Below are 19,320 nucleotides of genomic sequence, written 5' to 3'. Positions count from 1 at the left end.
ATTGGGACCTGCGGCCGAGACCTCGGTCGCCGAATCTGTTGGAGGAACTCGATGTCGGCATTGAAACTCGCGGTGATCATCGGCAGCGTCCGGGAAGGACGCTTCGGACCGGTGGTGGCCGAATGGTTCACCGAGCACGCCAGGAGTCACGGGGCGTTCGAGGTGGACGTCATCGACCTGGCGGAGGCGCATCTACCGCTGGCGTTGCCCGCCGTGTCACCAGCGCTGGATCCGAATCCGGAACGGCCGGACGGCATGATCGATCTGACCGAGCGGCTCGACGCGGCCGACGCGTTCGTGATCGTCACGCCCGACTACAACCGCAGCATCCCGGCCGCGCTGAAGGCCGCCATCGACTGGCATTTCACCCAGTGGGACGCCAAGACAATAGGTTTCGTCGGGTACAGCGGCGCGAGCGGTGGGTTGCTCGCCATCGAGCATCTGCGGCAGATCTTCAACGAGCTCAACGCGCATACCGTCCGCAACTACGTTTCGTTTCCGCGCTACTACCTGCTCTTCGACGCCGAGGGGCAGCTCAGGGAACCGGACGAGCCTGCCGAGGCGGCGTTGGCGATGCTCGACCAGTTGCAGTGGTGGGCCGATGCTTTGGCGGCGGCGCGGACGGTCGGCGCAGTGGCATGACGTGATGTGTATCCCGGCAGGCAGGTCCGACCTTCCGCCCTGCTCACGGGCTCGCGGGCGGGTGGTCGGTGGTCGCGCGGATCGGGTGGTGGGGTGACCCGATAGGGTGCGGAAGTGGCTGTGGACTCTGCTGATCTCGAACTTGCGCTGCGGTTGGCCGATGCGGCCGACGGCATTACCCGGGCGCGGTTCGGTGCGCTCGATTTGAAGGTGGACGCGAAGCCGGACCTGACGCCGGTGTCGGATGCCGATCTGGCGGTGGAGAAGGCGATCCGGCAGGTGCTGTCCGATCATCGGCCCGACGATTCGGTGCTGGGGGAGGAGTTCGGTGGCGACGCCGAGTTCACCGGGCGGCAGTGGGTGATCGATCCGATCGACGGCACGAAGAACTTCGTGCGCGGCGTGCCGATCTGGGCCACGCTGATCGCACTGCTCGAAGACGGTGTGCCGGTGGTCGGCGTGGTGAGCGCGCCCGCGCTGTCCCGGCGCTGGTGGGCGGCGGCGGGATCGGGTGCCTGGACCAGCTTCGATGCCGAAGTGCCGAAACCGATTTCGGTGTCCGCAGTTGGTGAGCTCAGTTCGGCGAGCTTTGCGTTCTCCAGCCTGTCCGGTTGGCGGGATCGTGGTTTGCGGGAGAAGTTTCTCGCGCTCACCGACGATGTGTGGCGGGTTCGTGGCTATGGCGATTTCTATCCCTATTGCTTGGTCGCGGAGGGCGCGGTCGATATCGCCGCCGAACCCGAAGTCTCGCTGTGGGATCTGGCGGCTCTCGACATTCTTGTTCGCGAGGCAGGTGGGACCTTCACCTCACTCGAGGGGCAAGCGGGGCCGCATGGTGGGGACGCGGTTGCGACGAACGGGCTGTTGCACGACGAGACGTTGAGTCGTTTTCAGCCCTGAGTCGGGTGCGGTTGCCGCGCTTGTTCGGTGTGGACGGCCGGTCCACTTGCTCAGAGGTGGAGTTCCGGCGGGAACCCGGTCCAGCGCAGGTCCGGTGGCAGGTGGCCGGTGTCGTTGAAGAACAGCACCGAATCAGGTCTGCCTGGGGCATAACGGATCACCGTAAGTGCGGCATTGGCTGGACTGATGCCCATCCAGCGCCACTTCGGTGCGTCGAGCGCGGCCCGCACCAGCCAGCCGATGAGGAAGGCGTGCGTGACAACCAGCTCGTGCCGTGGGGTGTCGCCCTCGACCGGGCCGGTGAACTGCTCGACGGCCGCCCGCGCCAGCTGCGGTCCGCGCTCGCGCTGCTCGGCGGGGAACTGGGCGAGGAAGCCGAGGATGTCATCCGCGGCCGTCGCGGGCAGCTCGTCCTTCCGCGGCAGGTAGGGCAGGTAATCACCGGCCGAGTCCGTGGCGCGCAGCGGCACACCGTCCAGGCGATCGCCGATCAGCTGCGCCGTCTGCGCCACCCTCGGCAGCGGACCGTGGTGGACCTGCGTGAGCGGACTACCACGCAGCCGCTCACCGAGCAGCCAGGCCTGACTGCGACCTCGTTCGCTCAGTGCGCTCTCGTCCGGTGTCGCCTCGCCGTGCCTGGCGAGATAGAGGTACCGGGTGGCCGTTCCGGTCATCAGGCCAGCATCTTCTCCATCAGTACAACGTTGATCGTGCCGTGGGATTGGAACCGGGGTGGGAGCGGCGCCTCGCGAAGCTCGGTGAAACCCCTTGCGGTGTAGTACTTCCGGAGCACCGGATTGTTGGCGGCGAAGTCGAGACGCTGCCGAGTGATGCCGTTGGCGAGGGTGTGGTCGGCGCAGAACTGGATGATCCGGTCACCGAGGTCGTGTCCGCGCCATTCGGGGGCGACCATCAGCCCGTGGATGTAGCCCGCCTCGGCGTCGTCGGCGCCCCAGAATTCCGCGTCGCGCCAGACCACCCGTACCACGGCGATCAGCGTGTGGGTCTCGTCGCGCCAGACGAACCATTCGCCGCGCGCCACTTCCTCGGCGACCGTCGCGGCGGGGTACTCGCCGGGTGCCCACTGCACGATGTCGTTGTCGACCATCCACTGGGCGAGCCGGTCACGCAGCTTGGCGATGTCCTCGGCATCGTCCGGTGTGGCCGCGATCATGGGAGCCGATTCCGGCATGCTTGGTTCCTTTCCGCGAATGCGCGCCCGATCCGCGCTCGGAATTCGGGCGGGCTCCTTCGTTTCTACCTGTTGGGGGTAGCCGGGGTGAGGTCTATGCCCGACGGCGGGCGTAGTCGGCGCAGTGTTCCGTCCATGCCGGTGATGTACAACGCCCAGCCGTTGCCGTCGCGCGCGATGCGGACCGAGGTGGTCCCGTCCGGTGGGTTGCGCATCGGGCCTGGCTTGATCAGGCCGGTGACGATGGCGCAGGCGGCACCGGTCGTTGTGTTCACCTGGTTGATCGAGCCGAACGCATGGTCGGCGACGTACAGGGTGTCCGCACGGGTGGCCTCCATGTCGTCGGGTAGCGAGATCAGGTTCGGGATTCCAGCGACGACGACCTGCCGGTCGGGGGCGTCCAGCGGGATGCGGAAGATCCGCATGGTCATGTTGTCGGCGTAGACGGACTTCCCGTCGGGGGCCAACGCGATGCCGTTGGACAGCGGCACATTGGACCAGGTGCGCGTGTAGTCGCCCGTGGACGGCCGGTAGCGGGCGATCCCGGTCGGTGGTCCGTTGGTGCCAATGGTGGTGAACAGCAGATCGCCGTCGGGTAGTAGCAGCAGACCGTTCGGGCCGTTCAGACCGTTGAGCAGGACTGTTACCGCGCCGGTCGCCACCTCGTACCGCTGCAACGTGCCAGGAGCCTCCGTCAACCCGTCCCCGGTGAGGAAGTAGACGTGCGGGCCGTCAACCCGCACGCCCGCAGGGTGATCCAGCCCGGTCAGAACCTTCTCGAATCGACCGGCGCTGTCCACATGGGCGAGGAACCCGTCGAGGAGGCCGGTGACATAGAACCCGCCGTTGCCGTCGGAGTCGAGGTTCTCCAAATTGCCGACCCCCTCGACCAGCGTGGTCGCCTCCCACCCGTCCGCACACATCGGCGCAACGGTATCGGCGGTCGCCGTCGGGGCCGCGGCGACGATCCCCGCCGCGACTGCCGCGGCGACAAGCAGTGCCCGAATTCGATCACTCCCCATCCCTATTGCCATGTGCGCCAACCTAACAGCAGCTACAGACATGGGCAGTGCGGTGATTTCGGCCATCCGACAGGACCCGCAGGTCAGTGCCTTCGGCTTCGCGGCGCCGGTGATGGTTTGTCCACATGTGGACCGTTCGACACCCGAGCTGGGAAATCCGGGCGACGTACCGGTAGCGCCGCGAGCGCGCGCTCGTAGGATGGGCCGGGTGACTCCCACCGATGCATTCGCGGCCACGGCGACCGACACCGACCCCGGTGTGGACGCCGGATCCGGTGCGGCGCAAGAGGTTCTACGCCGAGTGTTCGGCTACGACAGCTTTCGCGGCGATCAGCGCGAGATCGTTGAACACGTGGTCGCGGGTGGTGACGCCCTGGTGCTGATGCCGACCGGTGGCGGTAAGTCACTGTGCTATCAGGTGCCCGCGCTGGTGCGGCCCGGGGTCGGGGTGGTGATCTCGCCGCTGATCGCATTGATGCAGAACCAGGTCGACGCGCTCAGCGCGCTCGGCGTGCGCGCCGGGTTCTTGAATTCGACCCAGTTCCCGGACGAACGCCGTGCCGTGGAGGCGCAGTTCGTGGCGGGGGAGTTGGACCTGCTGTACCTGGCGCCGGAGCGGTTACGGCTGGAGACGACGGCGCAGCTGTTCGATCGCGGCAAGGTGGGGTTGTTCGCCATCGATGAGGCGCACTGTGTCTCGCAGTGGGGCCACGATTTCCGGCCGGACTATCTCGCGCTGTCCATGCTGCACGAGCGCTGGCCCGATGTGCCGCGCATCGCGTTGACCGCGACCGCGACCGCGAAGACCAGCGACGAGATCGTGCAGCGACTCGACCTCGGCGCGGCCCGCCGCTTCGTCGCGAGCTTCGACCGGCCGAATATCCAGTACCGGATCGAGCCGAAGAACAAACCCGATCGTCAGCTGCTGGAATTCATCCGCACCGAGCACGCGGGCGACGCGGGCATCGTCTACTGCCTGTCCCGCAACTCGGTGGAGAAGACCGCGGCGTTCCTCACCGAGAACGGTGTCAGCGCGGTGCCGTATCACGCGGGCCTGGACAACCGCACCCGTGCGGACAACCAGACGCGGTTCCTCCGCGAGGACGGCCTGGTGGTGGTCGCGACCATCGCCTTCGGCATGGGCATCGACAAGCCGGACGTGCGCTTCGTCGCGCATCTCGACCTGCCGAAGTCCGTGGAGGGCTACTACCAGGAGACCGGCCGGGCGGGCCGCGACGGGCAGCCCTCCACGGCGTGGATGGTGTACGGCCTCAATGATGTTGTGCAGCAACGCAAGATGATCGAGTCCTCGGAGGGCGACGCCACCCATCGTCGTCAGCTGCAGTTGCACTTGGACGCGATGCTCGCGCTGTGCGAGACGGTGAGCTGTCGCCGGGTGCAGCTGCTCAACTACTTCGGTCAGCACGACCAGCAGGCGTGCGGTAACTGCGATACCTGCCTCACGCCGGCCGAATCCTGGGACGGCACCGTTCCCGCGCAGAAGCTGCTGTCCACCGTGCTGCGGCTCAAACGCGAACGCGGCCAGAGCTTCGGGGCGGGCCACATCGTCGATATCCTGCTCGGCAAGAAGAACCCCAAGGTGCTGCAGCACGATCACCACGAACTGAAGGTCTTCGGGATCGGCACCGATCTGCGCGATCTCGAATGGCGTGGCGTGGTGCGGCAATTGCTCGCGGGCGGGCTGCTCGCGGTGCACGGCGACTACGGCGTGCTGACGCTCACCGACGCGAGCAACGAGGTGCTCTTCGAGGGACGTCAGGTGCTGCTGCGTCGCGAACGCGAACGGCCGACCAAACCGGCGCGCGCCGCCAAGGCGGGCAAGGCCCCGGCCGCCGACATGGCACCGGCGGATGCGCCTGTGTTCGAGCGGCTGCGCGAATGGCGGGCCGCGACCTCCAAGGAGCAGGGCGTTCCCGCGTACGTCGTCTTCCATGACGCCACCCTGCGCGAGATCGTGGCGCGCAAGCCGACGAGCCTGGCCGAGCTCGGCACGGTCAACGGTGTCGGCGAGAACAAGCTTGCCAAGTACGGCGAACAGGTGCTGGAGGTCCTCGCCGGAGAGTGACATTCTGCACCTTCTGGTCAAATGGCCAGAAAGCCGGTTTGACACTGCGGTTTGTGTGAAAATCGCTGTGCAGCAGTGGTATTCACTCGCCGCACGGCTAGCCGACCCATGCGGACATGCTAATGGGAAATCGTCCGGTAACCGCCTGGTTGCCCGCTATGCCCTTTTTGTTCAGAAGACGACGCAAGGCTCCAACCAACCGACGTATCTACGAACAATGGAGTTTTCGCTCATGCCCCCTGTCTCGTCGCGTTCTATGCCCCGCCGGTTCCGTGCGGGCGCCATCCTGGGCGCCGCAGTTCTCGTCGGGACCCTGGCCGCCTGCGGTTCGTCCGATTCCACGAAGCAGGGCAACGGCGATCTCCTGAGCCCCAACGCCAAGGGCACGGTGACCGAGAACGGTGGCGCGCGCCGCACCACCGGCGACCGGACCGACGCGCTGCGCGCCTCGCTCAACGGCAACCAGGCCAAGAACGTCATCCTGCTGATCGGTGACGGCATGGGCGACTCCGAAATCACCGTGGCGCGCAACGTCGCCGAGGGCGCGGGCGGCTACTTCAAGGGCATCGACGCCCTGCCGCTCACCGGCTCCTACACGCACTACGCGCTGGACAAGAACACCGGAAAGCCGGACTACGTCACCGATTCCGCCGCCAGCGGCAGCGCGTGGTCCACCGGAACCAAGACCTACAACGGCGCCATCGGCGTCGACCTCAAGGGCGCCCCGCAGACCAACCTGCTGGAGATCGCGAAGGCCAACGGCAAGGCCACCGGCAACGTGACCACCGCCGAAATCCAGGACGCCACCCCGGCGGTGCTCGGTGCGCACGTCACCGACCGCAAGTGTTACGGCCCGGAGGAGACGGCGCTGAAGTGCCCGACCAACGCGCTGGAGAAGGGCGGCCTCGGCTCGATCAGCGAGCAGCTGCTCAACACGCGCGCCGATGTCACCCTCGGCGGCGGCTCGAAGAGCTTCGACCAGAAGGCGGCCGGCGGCCAGTGGCAGGGTCAGAGCCTGAAGGACCAGGCCAAGGCCCGCGGCTACAACCTCGTCGCGGACAAGACCGGTCTCGACGGCGTCACCAAGGCGGATCAGGACGCGCCGGTGCTCGGCCTGTTCAGCTCCGGCAACATGCCGGTCCGGTGGGCCGGTGACAACGCGGTGCAGAACGGCCTGAACCTGCCCGCGCAGACCTGCAAGCCCAACCCCGAGCGCGCCGCCACCCAGCCCGACCTGGCGACCATGACGCGCAAGGCGATCGACCTGCTCAAGCCGCGCAAGGATGGCTTCTTCCTGCAGGTCGAGGGCGCCTCGATCGACAAGCAGGACCACAACGCCAACCCCTGTGGTCAGGTCGGTGAGACCGTCGACCTCGACGAGGCCGTGCAGGCCGCGCTCGAATTCGCCAAGAACGACGGCAACACCCTGGTGATCGTCACCGCCGACCACGCGCACAGCAGCCAGATCGTCCCGCTGGAGACCAAGTCGCTCTCGCTGACCAGCAAGGTTGTCACCAAGGACGGCGCCGAGATGGGCGTCTCCTACGGCAACGCCGAAGCGGGCGGCTCGCAGGAGCACACCGGCACCCAGCTGCGCGTCGCCGCCTACGGCCCGCACGCCGCCAACGTGGTCGGTCTGACCGATCAGACGGACCTGTTCTTCACCATGTCCGACGCGCTCGGCCTGGACCGGAACAAGAAGCCGGTCGCCGCGGCGAAGTAGTTCTCCCCAGTTGATCCGGCCCCACCCGGCATCGCCATTGCTCGCCCGATGGGCGAAGATGGTCGCCGGGTGGGGCACCGGACTGTGGAGGACATCGCATGCGTGACAACAGTTTTGGTCGTCGGAGCTTTCTGGCCGGCGCGGCGGGCGTCGTATCGCTGGTCGGCCTGTCGCCCGCGCAAGCGGTGCCGGTCGCGCCCGGTGTCACCAAGTTCGGCTTCCCGACCGGGCGCCAGTTGCGCGTGTTGGTGACTGGCGATGCGGGCACCGGAACGCGCACCCAGTGGGCGGTCGCCAATGCCATGCGCGAGTTCCATCGCCGCGAACCCGTCTCCCTCGCATTGGGTCTCGGCGACAACATCTACGAGTTCGGCCCCAACAGCGGCACCGACCGCCAGTTCGCCGACAAGTTCGAAACCCCCAATGCCGGACTGGATTTCCCGTGGTTGATGGTGCTCGGCAACCACGACACCAGTTCCGTACTGCCCGGTGACGGCGGCTGGCTGGTGCGCGGTAACCACGAGGTCGAGTACCACGCGAACTCGCCGCGCTGGTGGATGCCGAGCCGGTACTACTCGGTGCGGGTGCCCGAGCAGAACCCCGTCATCGAGTTCTTCGTCCTCGATCTCAATCCGCTCGCTGCCTACATTCCGCCGATCCTCTCGCCGTACTGGGCGGTCGACGGGCCGTTCATGAACGAGCAGCGCGCCTGGCTCGACCGGGCTATCGCCGGGTCCAGCGCCACCTGGAAGGTCGCCTGCACCCACCACCCGTACCTCAACAACGGCCCGCACGGCGACGCGGGACGCTACGAGGGCCTGCCCATCGAGCCGATCAACGGCGTGCACGTGAAGCGGTTCATCGAGGAGCACGTCGCGGGCGCCTGCCAGTTCCTGCTTTCCGGGCACGACCATTCGCTCCAGGTGCTGGAGCCGACCATCGAGTCGAAGGGCACCCGGCAGATCGTGTCCGGCGCCGCCGCCAAGACCGTCGCCGCCGAACCCGCGGCCACCCCGCATGGTGCGCACCCCGCGCTGTTCGAGAACTATCACGACCTCGGTTTCATGGTGTTGGATCTCACCCCGACCAGTGTCGACCTGCGCGTGTTCACCGTCGACGTCGCGACCGCGGCCGCCACCCAGGCCTTCACCCGACGTCTCGCCTGAGTACCAACTATGTTGCGGCACGCGGGAATTGCGGCGTGTCGCGGCCGTGCGAGCTACCGTGCTGGGCATGGCTACCGGTGATGGCCCGGACGACGGGGGCGACTCGTCGGGCAGTTCCCCCAGCTCCGAGGTGCCGGACGCGCCGCCGAACACCCGCAGGGGGACCGACCCGACCGTGGAAAGTGTGTGGCTGCGCCATCGCCCGCCCCCGCGACCCGGTAGACCCCGGTTCTCCACGGTGTTGCTCGTCGCCGCCTTCATCGCGCTGCTCACACTCTGGGTCACCGTGCGCCCCGGCGGCTAGCCAGTGTTTTGAAAGTGGGTGAGGGCGGGCAGGTGCCCGCCCTCACCCGTGTCGGAGCCATTGGTCGATGGCTGTGATGTGGACGGTGGCCTGGTAGCGGACGGCGAGTTTGTCGTATCTGGTTGCCATGGCACGGTTTTCCTTCAACTGGCCGATACCGCATTCCACGGCATGGCGTTGCTTGTAGTCCTCGGCGTCGAACGCTGGTGGTCGCCCACCGGCGGAGCCTTTCTTCTTGCGGTTGTCGGTTTGGTCGGTCTTGATCGGGATGGTGGCTTTGATCCCGCGTCCGCGCAGGTGTGCGCGGTTGGCGCGGGAACTGTAGGCCTTGTCGGCGCGTACCCGCTCGGGCCGGGTGCGCGGGCGTCCCTTCCCGAGGCGGGGCACCGCGATACCGGCGAGCACGGCGGTGAACTGTGGGCTGTCGCCGCGCTGACCGGCGGTGATCAGGAAGGACAGCACCTTACGGCCCTGCTCGGACGCCAGGTGGGTTTTGGTGGTCCATCCACCACGGGAACGCCCGAGCCCGTGATCGGCGGGCTCGATGTCGACCCCGCCAGGCGGCTCGGACTGGGCGTGGCCGTCGCGGCGGGCCCCGGCGGCATGCCGATGCGCTCGGGCGATGGTGGAATCCACACTCACCTGCCACCCGATGCGACCGGCGGCATCGGCGAACGCTTGCAGCATCTTCCAGATCAGCGTCCACACCCCCGCACGCTGCCAGCGACGGAACAGCCCATATACCGTCTGCCAGTGCCCGTAATACTCGGGCACGTCCCGCCACGGTGTCCCGCATCGGGTGCGCCATCGAATCCCGTCGATGAGCTGTCGTTTCGTCCACTTCGGCGGGCGGCCCGCCTTTTTGCCACGAGGCAACAGCGGTTCCAGCCGCGCCCACTGGGCATCGGTCAGATCCGCGCGCCTCGCCACCGATACGCTGGTCACGAGGTCTCCGGTATTCAGGTTCTTCTTCGTCGCTGAACCATCTACCGGAGACCTCCCTTCATCTGGTCACCGACACGCCAACGCAGGCAACACCTTCCGCATTCCACGGGTTGAGGGGCGCCGCTACACGGCGCCCCTCAACCCGAAACACTTTCAAAACACTGGCTAGTACCGCGAGTGCCGCGCCCCGACCTGGGAATAATCCGGTTGCCGCGTCACTTAAGGTTGATCGTTATGAAGGAACAGGGGCGCAAGGTCATCGCGACCAACCGCCGGGCGCGGCACAACTACACGATCCTGGACGTCTACGAGGCCGGGATCGCGCTGGTTGGCACCGAGGTCAAGAGCCTGCGTGAGGGCAAGGCCTCGCTGGTCGACGCGTTCGCGACGGTCGACAACGGCGAGGTGTGGCTGCGTGGGCTGCACATCCCGGAGTTCAGCCACGGCACCTGGACCAACCATTCGCCGCGCCGGATCCGGAAGCTGTTGCTGCACAAGCGCGAGATCGACCGCCTGGTCGGCAAGTCGCGCGAGGGCAACCAGACGCTCGTTCCGCTGTCCATGTACTTCTCCGACGGCAAGGTCAAGGTCGAACTGGCTCTCGCCAAGGGCAAGCAGGACTACGACAAGCGCCAGGATCTGGCGAAGCGCGACGCCGAGCGTGAGGTCACTCGCGAGCTAGGGCGGCGGATCAAAGGCATGCGCTGACCGCCGTCCTGTTGGCGCTGGTAGCCGCGCTCGGCTACGGCGTGAGCGACTTCTACGGCGGTGTCGCGGCCCGAAAGGTGACCGCGCTACGGGTCGTCATCTACTCGTATCCGCTGTCGGTCGTGCTCGTGCTGATCCTCCTGCCGTTTGTCGGCGGGACCTTCGACGCCGCGTCTATGGGTTGGGGCCTGGCAGCAGGTGTCGCCAGCGGTGTCGCCGTCTGGTGGTTCTATGCCGCGCTCGCCAGCGGTCCGATGGCCGTGGTGTCACCACTGACCGCGGTGCTGGTAGCCGGTGTTCCGGTATTGGTCGGCCTGGTGATCGGGGAGCGACCCGGGCCGCTCGCGTTCGCGGGCATCGTGTTCGCGTTGATCGCGGTGCTACTGGTCAGCCGGGAATCGCCGGACGCCGTCACCGAGGAGATCACCGGTGGGCGCGAGTTGCGGTTCACCAAGAAGGTCGCCCTGCTGACCGTCGGATCCGGTCTGGCATTCGGCTTCATGTTCGTCTTCCTGCACGAAACCGCCGCGTCAGCCGGGCTGTGGCCATTGCTCGCGCAGCGTGGCGCGGCCACCGCGGTGGTGTGGGTAACCGCCTTGTCGGCCGGGCAGTTCAAGCGATTGCGCGGTGAGCCGTTGCGGCTGGCCTGCTACATCGCCGTACTGGACGTGATCGCCAACATCGCCCTGGTACACGCGTTCCACGGATCGCTGCTCTCACTGGTCAGCGTGATCGGCTCGCTGTACCCCGCGGCCACCGTCCTGCTCGCGATGGTGCTGCTCGGTGAGCGCGTCGGACGCCTGCAGCAGATCGGCATGGTGCTCGCCCTCGTCGCGGTCGGACTCATCGCCGCGGCCTGAGGACACCCGCCGGATAATGGGAAGAACCGGGCTCTGGCCGGTGTTAACATGAACAGCCCGGCAAGGTGCCGGGACGTGCGGGGCTGAACGGTTTCGACTTTGTACGTAGATTCAGGGGAAGCGTGTCGGTGCAGGCGAGAGACCACCGTAAGCGTCATCGCAACCAATTAAGCGCCGATTCCAATCAGCGCGACTTCGCTCTCGCTGCCTAAGTAGCAGAGCAAGTCTGTCAGTCCGGGTTCGTCCCTCGACCCGGGTACTGGCATCAGCTAGAGGGAATTACCGTCCTGGCCGGTCGCGGACCAGGATGGGACATCAAACAGCGACTGGGATCGTCATCTGAGCTTGTTCGCGAGACCCAGAGATCCAAGTAGAGACACAGCGAACTGCACACGGAGAAGCCCTGGAGACGCGGCAGAGGACCCGGGTTCGATTCCCGGCAGCTCCACCGCAGGCCCTTCACTTGCACCGCAGGTGAAGGGCCTTTTTCATGCCCCGACTACCCGCAGATTGGGCTGAGTGGGCACATTCTGGGCACACCTCGCAGCGGCGGCCCGGAATCCGACGCCCGTTCGGTCGGCCACGCCGTCGAGATCGTCATCGAACAGGTGCCCATAGTTGTCGAGCGTCATGGTCGCCGACTTGTGGCCGAGCCGGCGTTGGATCTTGGCTCAAACGAAGAGTGGTCGTGGACACGGTCCGACTGACCGGTTGTACCAAATTCGACCAGCGGGCGATATACCGCCTATAGCGATCCGACAATCTAGGAGACATTCATGAAGGTCAAGGTGGACGCTTCCGATGTCACCATCGCCCTCGGCAACAAGGGGATCACGTTCGATATCGCCGACGAAGAGGGCAAGCACGTCGGACACCTCCGGATTGGGCAGGCCACCATCGAATGGCGGCGAGGACGGACGCGAGCCGGAAACGGCACAAGGGTCAAGCTTCAGAAGCTGATCGAGTTACTCGAAGGACAGTAGGGCGACCTACGACAAGAAGAGGCGAGCCCGCGCTATTGCCGCCGAGCGCTCATTCGGTCTCGTCACGCCGAGGTCAGGACGTTGCCGCTGTGGCCGCCCGTTATGTGGCCGTTCAGCGACCAGGGCCAACGGTCGGCGGTGACTCGTCTTCGTCCTCGATGCGCCGCCGAATGGCTTGCACGGTGCGGTCTTTCGGGATGTGCTCGGGCCACAGGATCACGGCCACCAGAACTGCCAGGGGCAGGCCGATCACGGCCGCCCACCCGAGCACGATCCATCCGAAGCTCATCGAGTTTCGTTGTCCTGTAACCAGATTGGCTTTACGTCAATCACTCGCTGGGACACCGCCGCAATGGCATCAGCGTGGAGTTCCGCGTACTCGTCGGGGGTGACCGGCCATCCGTCCGGGCCGACCATCGACCATGTGCCGTCGGGGTGTTGGAGGTAGCGCGGCCCGTCGTCCGGGGCCAGCGCCAGTTTTCGAGCGTCTTCGTCGTCGCGTCGTGCGGGAAGGCCCACCACCCGCCCCCTTCGATTGCTCGGTTGATGAGCGCCCACCGCTGGGGACCAATGGGGGCACCGTGTCTACGCGGCTATAGGGGACGACCGGCGATCGGGTTGTGTTTCTCTCCGTAGCCGCGCGTTGTGCACACAGCGTCTCGTTGATCAGTGGGACGACGGAACCTCCTACGTTTCCCACTTCGGGACGTCCCGAAGGGTGTACAACGTCCCTATGTCGAATGAGCGGTTACGGGCCGCCATGGCGGCCGGAGGATGGACCCAATCCAGCTTGGCCGAGGCGACGGGGGTCGATCCGAAATCGGTTGAGCGATGGGTGAATCTCGGTCGGATCCCTCGTCGGCGTACCGCAATTCAAGCCGCGGAGACCCTGGGTGAGGACGTTCACGCCCTGTGGCCCGCCCTGCGGCAGGCGCGCACAGCCCGCGCTGTCAGCCCTGAACTCGTCGCGCTCTACGACCAGCGGGCCGACGTCCCGGCGTCGATGTTCGTCAACCTGTTCGCGGCAGCGCGCCAACACATCGACGTCCTGGTGTACGCGGCGGTCTTCCTCCACGAGGCGTACCCCAGGCTCAATGACCTGTTGATCGAACGGGCCGAGGCGGGCTGCGCGATCCGGATAGCCGTGGGTGATGCCGACAGTGCCAACGTCCAACAACGGGGCAGGGAAGAGAAATTCGGCCACGGCATCGAATCCCGTTGCCGTCTCGCGCTGATGCACTACCGGGCTCTGCACGCAACGCCCGGTGTCGAGCTGCGTACGCACGACACGACCCTCTACAACAGCATCTACCGTGCCGACAACGAAATGGTGGTTAACCTCGATCTTTCGCCGGGTTGATGTGCTGGCCTGATCGGGTTCGGATTGGGTGTTTCGGTCGTAGTTTTCCGGTTGCGGGCAGGGCAGCTGGCCCGCGCAGCGGGCTGGCTGCCGGGTTCCACTGGCCCGGGTGGTTGGTTTCCTTGGTTGCAGGGACGGTTTCTGGCTGGTCAGCCGGGTTGCAGGCGTGCTGCGGCGGTGGTGAGCAGTTCGGTGTAGGGGGCGTGCCGCGCCAGGTGCAGTGTGGTTTTGCGGGCATGGCGGGCGATGCGTCCGGCGGCTGAAAACAGCCGCAGCCGTAGCGTTTTCGGTTCCCAGCGACGTGCGGGGTGGTCGTGCAGGGCGAGTGTCTGCATCCAGGCGGTCAGGTCGAGTGCGAGCGCGACGACGGCGAGCCAGATGCGGTTGGCGTCGAAGCTGTGGAACGGAAGATTGCGCAGGCCAGTGTCTTTCGCGTTTCTGATCCGGTCTTCGCAGCGGGCCCGCTGGCGGTGACGCAACTCGAGGTCGGGCAGCTGGCCGCGGGTGGTGTTGGTGACGAACGCGGTCAACCGCATCCCGTCGCGGTCGGTGAACCGCAGCTGAGCACCGGGGTGTGGTCTCTCTTTCCTGACGATGAGCCGCATGCCGGGCGGCCATCCGGTCAACTCGGTGATGCCGGTGACTTCCACGACCCAGGCGCCGTCGCGGACCTCGCCGTCTGCGTCGTAGGCCGGTGTCCAATCCTGCGGATTCAGGTGGGTGCCCATGGCGGTGACGATCTCGTCGGTGAGAGTGAACCCGACCGAGTACTGCAGCCGGCGGCGGTGGCAGTAGTCGAGGAACTCGTGGGTGCCGCCACCGGAATCGGTGCGCACCAGCACTTTCCGGCCGACCCGCCATCCCGGCTGCCACGGCAGCTGAGCGAGGGCATCGCGGAGAACCTGCTTGTGGTCGGCAGCGGTATTACTACCGGCGTTGCCCGGCCGCAGCATGGGCGCGGCGGGCTCGCCGGTGCCGGTGCGACCGTGGTCGATGAACGACCACAGCGAGTGGAAGCCGAAGCCCCGCTTGAACGTCGGTGTGGCGTTCTGTTTTTCCGAGTGCGCGTCGGTCAGGGTGGCGTCGAGATCGATGATTAACGGATCATCGATGTTGATCCCGTGACCGGGGGCGTTCGGCCCAGCCACGGCCCACGCCTGCGCCCGCGCGTCCGCGCGTGCAGAAGCGATGGCGGCCAACGCTTTCGGTGCCTGGGCAGCCAGCGCGGTGATCGTCCGCGACACCGTCGGATCCGAGGCCACCAGACCGAACACGCCCGGCTCGGCCCGTAACAACGCCACATCCGCGGCGCAGTCACCACCGACCGCGAGTGTCACCGCCAAATCCAGCACGATCTTGCCCGGGTCGTGGACAGCCATCGGTTTGCGCCACGGCCCCAACTGTTCCGACAAACCCCAGGTCAAACCAGTTATCTCGGCAGTACGCAGCAGCAGTGCCGCACCTGCGTGTGACACCACGCCCGCACCGTCACCGTCGATGGTCAGCCGCGGATACGGCGATATAGACTTGCCCACCAGAAAGGTGCTCCAAAACCTCGATCAATTCAGCCTTCGCAAGTCGAATTATCGCAGGTCGGAGCACCTTTCGCCATTCCCGCCGCAGGTTAGGCGCCATTACCATGATTGGCCGAGGTTAATGCCCACGTGTGGGGAGTGAATGCCTACGGCGCGCCCGTCTGGCACCTGCGCCGTACCGTCGACGGGGGCCTGTTCGACACCTATACCGACAGTTTCGACGCGGTCTGGCACACGGCCCGACCGGTGGAAGGGTAAACCGATGGCGCGCACCGAGTTCTACGACGACCCCGCCGCACCCGAGCCGAACAGTCTCGTCGTCGCGGCCTCCGCTGTGGTGTGTGACGACCAGGGCCGCATCCTGCTACAGCGGCGTGCCGACAGCGGCTTATGGGCATTGCCCGGTGGCGGTATGGAGATGACCGACAGCCTCCCCGGTTGCGCGGTACGAGAGGTCAAGGAAGAAACCGGTCTCGACATCGAAATCACCGGGCTCGTCGGCACTTACACCGATCCCCGCCACGTAATCGCCTACAGCGACGGCGAGGTCCGACGCCAGTTCAACGTGTGCTTCCTGGCCCGTGTCATCGGGGGCGACCTCGCCATCTCCGATGAGTCCACCGAACTGCGGTTCGTAGCCCCCGCCGAGCTGGACAGCCTCGACATCCACCACACGCAGCGACTCAGGCTGACCCACTACCTGGAGGGGCGACCTGCGCCATATCTCGGGTAGAGATTCGGTGTAGGCGGGTGGTGAGAGGCTTTCTCCGCCCTGAACATTGTTTCGCACGGGTGTGTGGGCATATTTTGGGCACAATCGGCCGGAAAAGAGGCTGATTCACCGTGAAACACAGTGATGTGTTTTCGCAGGTAGAACCCGGATCGCTACCCCTGCCAGAGGCCTGATCCGGGTTCGATTCCCGGCAGCTCCACCGCCAAGGCCCGGTCCACATGACCCGGCCTTCGTTGTTCCAATCCCCACCTCATCTGCCATGCTCCACGCCAGTCCCAACCTCGGCTCGCCAGTCCCGATGCCACGCCCCCGGACCGCCTCCCCGCCCGCCAGTCCCGATCCAGCGCGCCGCCCGCTCAGTCGCCAGACTCGATGCTGCGCCGCTCTGGATCAATGATGCGAAGGTCCGAGAAGTTCAGACAGGTGCCGACTGCACCAATCAGACTGTCAGGCATGAGTGTTAGGAGCGACTGGACGCTGGAAATCATCCTCGAACAGGCCCGGGATCGCTGCAGCGACGACGACGTACGATCCGCGGTACAGGACGCGCTCGGTCACATCAACGGCGGCAACAGTGGTCGTCGCGGCGGCCGTCGACTCATCGATCTTATGCGCGTCGCGTTTGAAAAGGCCAAAAAATGCGAGGGTGACGACGTAACTCAGCGACTGCATGAAGGTATCGCCTATTCCGAAGGTCATCTTTACAAACAGGATATGGACGACCGCTATCCGCTGTTCCGAGTGCAGCGCAGCGATATCAACCTGAAATTTGTGAGTGAAATGATTACCGCATCGAGTGCATACTGGCGCGAGATCGCTAAGGGGTTTTTGGAGAAGCAGCCAGACGCGACGGCATCAGAGCTTGTGTTACATATTGAGAGTATATCCGAGAACGTACCGTTCATGGATGCGCCGCAAGATCGGCCCGGACGGTACCGAATAGCCCGCGGGCGTGCCGAGACGGCAGCGTGGATCGCAGAAGTGTTAGCTAACCGCATCGACATCGAGGATATAGACGACGCTGCACGCAGAATCGTCACCAGTCCCGACGCACTCGCAGTCATTGCGGCAGATAAGGCAGGCTTGGTATTGCTCCAAGCGGTGGAACTCCAGCGTCGCCACGACGGCCTGGTCTCGCTCAGGGCTATCATCGAGAATCCCGACTCGAATGAGCGAGATATCCATCTCGCTCTGAGTGAACAATTGTGGATATTTGGTGGTCGGTTCGTGGGAGTCGCGCCGCATCGCCGACTGGTATCGGGTGATGAGCTGGATATACCACTTTTGCGCCCGGACGGCTCCCTGTGCGTTGTTGAGCTCAAGCAGGCTAATGTCCGCGTGGTCAAGAAGCACAGAAATTCTTTAGTGGCCACCGACAACGTGCACGCGGGTGTCGGTCAGGCGCTGAACTATCTATGTGGTCTTGATGAGGACCGTGAACGTGTCCTGGCCGAGTTTTCGATTGACACCCGGCGAGCCAACGCGATCGTACTTGTCGGTCATCCGAAGTTCCAGCCTGATGTACCGGAATCTGCGATTGATGAGACTTTGCGTGTTCAGAACGCTCATCTGAACAGGATCGAAGTGTTGACCTATAAGGAATTGTTGGATGCTGCCGAACGATCATTGACTACCGAACCCTAACGCAACCTCGGCCTTCTGTGTTTTGTTGGTTGGGATCGGAGTATCGAACAACGTGTTCAGTTGCTATCAGAGGAGACGGATCTACCGATGAGTGGCACCGGAATCAGGCCCGAGCGGGCAGATAAGCCTCAGCGGCACAAGATAACTGGCGATGTTCACCTGTTGCTGCGTCGTGGTGACGAAGTGTTGTTCGGTCGGCGCCGCAACACTGGCTTTGCGGATGGTGCGTGGCATCTGCCCTCCGGGCATCTCGAGGCGGGTGAGTCCGTTGTTGATGCTCTGGTTCGTGAGGCGGAAGAAGAGATCGGCGTGCTGATCGAGGTAGGAGACGTGGGGTTCAGTCACGTTATGCACAACTCGTCGGCTGGTGGTCGTGTGGCTTTCTTCTTCACGGTGTCGAAGTGGCAGGGTGAGCCCGTCAACCGGGAGCCTGAGAAGTGCAGTGGCCTTGGCTGGTTCGCGCTCGATGCGTTGCCCGATCCGATGATCGAATACTGCCGGGTGGCGATGCGGCGCATCGGTGGGGGAGCATCCTTCTCGACGTTTGGCTGGTAGATAGCGGCAGGCGTGTATGCACTGGCTCAGTGCGGTCCTGCGGCGATCAGACGGTCATTGAGTCCCGGGCGTCGTTGGCGGCCTGCACGAATGCCTGGATCCTGCTGGTGAATCCGGTGTTGAGCCAACCGAGACCGAACTCCAGAGATGGTGCGTCGGGGACGGGGACGTAGGTGACGTCTGGGCGGAGATAGAACTGCGGCGCTTGTTCGGTGGTGAGGTAGACACCTTTGCCCGCCCCGACGAGAGCAAGAATCTCCGGGAACGTGGCGGCGGTCGGGCCGGGTTCGATGGGTTGACCGGATGGAGTGCGTTTGGGGTGGTGGAACTCATCGAAGTACGCCGGGAGTTCTGGGGGATTCTGGATCATCTTGACCTGGGCCAGGTCTTCCAGGGACAACGAGGGGCGACGAGCGAAGGGGTGTGCGGACGAGACGGCGAGCATTTTCGCCTCCGAGTACAGGGCGGGCCCGATTGTCATATCGGGTTCTTCCATTGGGAAGCAGCACATTTGGAGTTCGGCGTCGCCGCTGCGTAGTCGTCCTGCACCGTCGCTGAGCTGCAACTCTGTGATCTGCACGGTGCAGTCGGGGTGCCTGGTGTGGAAGGAGTCGCTCACTTGGAGCAAGAAACGTCCACCGGCCGACCCGAAGTAGCCGACGCGCAGGATGCCGTGGATTCCGCGGCCGGCATTCTTCGCGTTCTTGACGCTCTGCTGGACCTGGTCATAGGCGGGGCGGAGTTCCTCGCGCAGCTGCGATCCGACCGGCGTGAGGGTGACTTTGCGGCTGGTCCGTTCGAACAGCGCGACGCCGACCTGACGTTCCAGCTTTTTGATCGTCTTGCTGATGTGCGCGGTTGACACGCGCAACCGGTCTGCGGTGCGGCCGAAATGCAACTCATCCGCGAGCGTCAGGAACGCTTCTATCTCGTATCGCTCCACTGTCGCTCTCGTAATCATT

The 19,320-nt window shown here is 65.2% G+C and carries 22 protein-coding genes and 1 other RNA gene; 15 read left to right on the top strand and 8 right to left on the bottom strand.

What is annotated here, in order from left to right; all coding sequences use genetic code 11:
• Nucleotides 1-51 precede the first annotated feature (51 nt).
• A complete protein-coding gene (locus ACQPW1_RS40405; protein ID WP_433658258.1) occupies nucleotides 52-642 on the top strand; it encodes an NADPH-dependent FMN reductase in 591 nt (196 codons plus the stop codon).
• Between the two features lie 114 nt (nucleotides 643-756).
• Nucleotides 757-1,542 (top strand): histidinol-phosphatase, encoded by a 786-nt coding sequence (gene hisN / locus ACQPW1_RS40400; protein WP_433658256.1) that lies wholly within the window; start codon nucleotides 757-759, stop codon nucleotides 1,540-1,542.
• 50 nt (nucleotides 1,543-1,592) lie between these two features.
• On the opposite strand, the gene ACQPW1_RS40395 is transcribed toward hisN, so the two are convergent.
• The 3 genes from ACQPW1_RS40395 to ACQPW1_RS40385 all read right to left on the bottom strand — a co-directional run bounded on the left by ACQPW1_RS40395 (nucleotide 1,593) and on the right by ACQPW1_RS40385 (nucleotide 3,768).
• Complete coding sequence (locus tag ACQPW1_RS40395) at nucleotides 1,593-2,216, bottom strand: histidine phosphatase family protein (RefSeq protein WP_433658254.1); 624 nt, start codon at nucleotides 2,214-2,216, stop codon at nucleotides 1,593-1,595.
• Complete coding sequence (locus tag ACQPW1_RS40390) at nucleotides 2,216-2,734, bottom strand: GNAT family N-acetyltransferase (RefSeq protein WP_433658253.1); 519 nt, start codon at nucleotides 2,732-2,734, stop codon at nucleotides 2,216-2,218. The genes ACQPW1_RS40395 and ACQPW1_RS40390 overlap by 1 nt, the downstream gene beginning before the upstream one ends.
• A 65-nt stretch (nucleotides 2,735-2,799) precedes the next feature.
• Nucleotides 2,800-3,768 carry an SMP-30/gluconolactonase/LRE family protein gene (locus ACQPW1_RS40385; RefSeq protein WP_433658252.1) on the bottom strand — a complete coding sequence of 323 codons (969 nt, stop codon included), beginning with the start codon at nucleotides 3,766-3,768 and terminating at the stop codon, nucleotides 2,800-2,802.
• Nucleotides 3,769-3,964: 196 nt separating this feature from the next.
• Here ACQPW1_RS40385 and recQ point away from each other — a divergent pair, with 196 nt between their 5' ends.
• The 4 genes from recQ (at nucleotide 3,965) to ACQPW1_RS40365 (ending at nucleotide 9,035) form a co-directional block, all read left to right on the top strand.
• A complete protein-coding gene (recQ, locus tag ACQPW1_RS40380; protein ID WP_433658251.1) occupies nucleotides 3,965-5,842 on the top strand; it encodes a DNA helicase RecQ in 1,878 nt (625 codons plus the stop codon).
• Nucleotides 5,843-6,098: 256 nt separating this feature from the next.
• Entirely contained in the window at nucleotides 6,099-7,565 is a 1,467-nt protein-coding gene (gene phoA, locus ACQPW1_RS40375) for an alkaline phosphatase (RefSeq protein ID WP_433658250.1), read from the top strand.
• A 98-nt stretch (nucleotides 7,566-7,663) separates the two neighbouring features.
• Entirely contained in the window at nucleotides 7,664-8,731 is a 1,068-nt protein-coding gene (locus ACQPW1_RS40370) for a metallophosphoesterase (RefSeq protein ID WP_433658248.1), read from the top strand.
• A gap of 67 nt (nucleotides 8,732-8,798) precedes the next feature.
• Nucleotides 8,799-9,035, top strand: a complete 237-nt coding sequence (locus ACQPW1_RS40365) for a hypothetical protein (RefSeq protein ID WP_433658246.1) — start codon at nucleotides 8,799-8,801, stop codon at nucleotides 9,033-9,035.
• A 42-nt stretch (nucleotides 9,036-9,077) separates the two neighbouring features.
• Here ACQPW1_RS40365 and ACQPW1_RS40360 read toward each other — a convergent pair whose 3' ends face one another.
• Nucleotides 9,078-9,980, bottom strand: coding sequence for an IS5 family transposase (locus ACQPW1_RS40360; protein WP_433654540.1), 903 nt, complete (start codon nucleotides 9,978-9,980; stop codon nucleotides 9,078-9,080).
• 234 nt (nucleotides 9,981-10,214) lie between these two features.
• On the opposite strand from ACQPW1_RS40360, the gene smpB reads away from it, so the two are divergent.
• The 4 genes from smpB to ACQPW1_RS40340 all read left to right on the top strand — a co-directional run bounded on the left by smpB (nucleotide 10,215) and on the right by ACQPW1_RS40340 (nucleotide 12,531).
• On the top strand, nucleotides 10,215-10,688 hold the full coding sequence (gene smpB, locus ACQPW1_RS40355) for an SsrA-binding protein SmpB (RefSeq protein WP_357380491.1): 474 nt from the start codon (nucleotides 10,215-10,217) through the stop codon (nucleotides 10,686-10,688).
• Between the two features lie 8 nt (nucleotides 10,689-10,696).
• Nucleotides 10,697-11,548: an EamA family transporter gene (locus ACQPW1_RS40350; protein ID WP_433665464.1), complete on the top strand. Its 852-nt coding sequence runs from the start codon at nucleotides 10,697-10,699 to the stop codon at nucleotides 11,546-11,548.
• Nucleotides 11,549-11,627: 79 nt separating this feature from the next.
• Nucleotides 11,628-11,999, top strand: a transfer-messenger RNA (tmRNA) gene (ssrA, locus tag ACQPW1_RS40345).
• 325 nt (nucleotides 12,000-12,324) lie between these two features.
• The gene (locus tag ACQPW1_RS40340; RefSeq protein WP_433658243.1) at nucleotides 12,325-12,531 is read left to right on the top strand and encodes a hypothetical protein; all 207 of its coding nucleotides are present in this window, start codon (nucleotides 12,325-12,327) and stop codon (nucleotides 12,529-12,531) included.
• 112 nt (nucleotides 12,532-12,643) lie between these two features.
• Here ACQPW1_RS40340 and ACQPW1_RS40335 read toward each other — a convergent pair whose 3' ends face one another.
• Together ACQPW1_RS40335 and ACQPW1_RS40330 are read right to left on the bottom strand one after the other, a co-directional pair.
• On the bottom strand, nucleotides 12,644-12,820 hold the full coding sequence (locus tag ACQPW1_RS40335) for a hypothetical protein (protein ID WP_433658241.1): 177 nt from the start codon (nucleotides 12,818-12,820) through the stop codon (nucleotides 12,644-12,646).
• Nucleotides 12,817-13,050, bottom strand: a complete 234-nt coding sequence (locus ACQPW1_RS40330) for a hypothetical protein (RefSeq protein WP_433658239.1) — start codon at nucleotides 13,048-13,050, stop codon at nucleotides 12,817-12,819. Before ACQPW1_RS40330 ends, ACQPW1_RS40335 begins: the two co-directional genes overlap by 4 nt.
• 214 nt (nucleotides 13,051-13,264) lie before the next feature.
• Here ACQPW1_RS40330 and ACQPW1_RS40325 point away from each other — a divergent pair, with 214 nt between their 5' ends.
• On the top strand, nucleotides 13,265-13,891 hold the full coding sequence (locus ACQPW1_RS40325) for a helix-turn-helix domain-containing protein (RefSeq protein ID WP_433658238.1): 627 nt from the start codon (nucleotides 13,265-13,267) through the stop codon (nucleotides 13,889-13,891).
• Nucleotides 13,892-14,040: 149 nt separating this feature from the next.
• Here the strand turns inward: ACQPW1_RS40325 and ACQPW1_RS40320 are convergent, their stop codons facing one another.
• Nucleotides 14,041-15,426, bottom strand: coding sequence for an IS1380 family transposase (locus ACQPW1_RS40320; RefSeq protein ID WP_433655183.1), 1,386 nt, complete (start codon nucleotides 15,424-15,426; stop codon nucleotides 14,041-14,043).
• A gap of 129 nt (nucleotides 15,427-15,555) precedes the next feature.
• On the opposite strand from ACQPW1_RS40320, the gene ACQPW1_RS40315 reads away from it, so the two are divergent.
• From ACQPW1_RS40315 to ACQPW1_RS40300, 4 genes are all read left to right on the top strand, one after another.
• A complete protein-coding gene (locus tag ACQPW1_RS40315; RefSeq protein WP_433658236.1) occupies nucleotides 15,556-15,684 on the top strand; it encodes a hypothetical protein in 129 nt (42 codons plus the stop codon).
• 4 nt (nucleotides 15,685-15,688) lie between these two features.
• Nucleotides 15,689-16,159, top strand: a complete 471-nt coding sequence (locus tag ACQPW1_RS40310; RefSeq protein WP_433658234.1) for an NUDIX hydrolase — start codon at nucleotides 15,689-15,691, stop codon at nucleotides 16,157-16,159.
• Between the two features lie 453 nt (nucleotides 16,160-16,612).
• Nucleotides 16,613-17,803 (top strand): Shedu anti-phage system protein SduA domain-containing protein, encoded by a 1,191-nt coding sequence (locus ACQPW1_RS40305; protein WP_433658232.1) that lies wholly within the window; start codon nucleotides 16,613-16,615, stop codon nucleotides 17,801-17,803.
• A gap of 87 nt (nucleotides 17,804-17,890) precedes the next feature.
• Entirely contained in the window at nucleotides 17,891-18,358 is a 468-nt protein-coding gene (locus ACQPW1_RS40300; RefSeq protein WP_433658231.1) for an NUDIX hydrolase, read from the top strand.
• Between the two features lie 46 nt (nucleotides 18,359-18,404).
• Here ACQPW1_RS40300 and ACQPW1_RS40295 read toward each other — a convergent pair whose 3' ends face one another.
• Nucleotides 18,405-19,301: a LysR family transcriptional regulator gene (locus tag ACQPW1_RS40295; RefSeq protein WP_433658229.1), complete on the bottom strand. Its 897-nt coding sequence runs from the start codon at nucleotides 19,299-19,301 to the stop codon at nucleotides 18,405-18,407.
• Nucleotides 19,302-19,320 lie beyond the last annotated feature (19 nt).

Source organism: Nocardia sp. CA-128927 (assembly GCF_050955855.1).
GTDB lineage: Bacteria > Actinomycetota > Actinomycetes > Mycobacteriales > Mycobacteriaceae > Nocardia.
The sequence above is the reverse complement of the archived record's forward strand: the minus strand, read 5'-3'. Positions and strand labels throughout refer to the sequence as shown.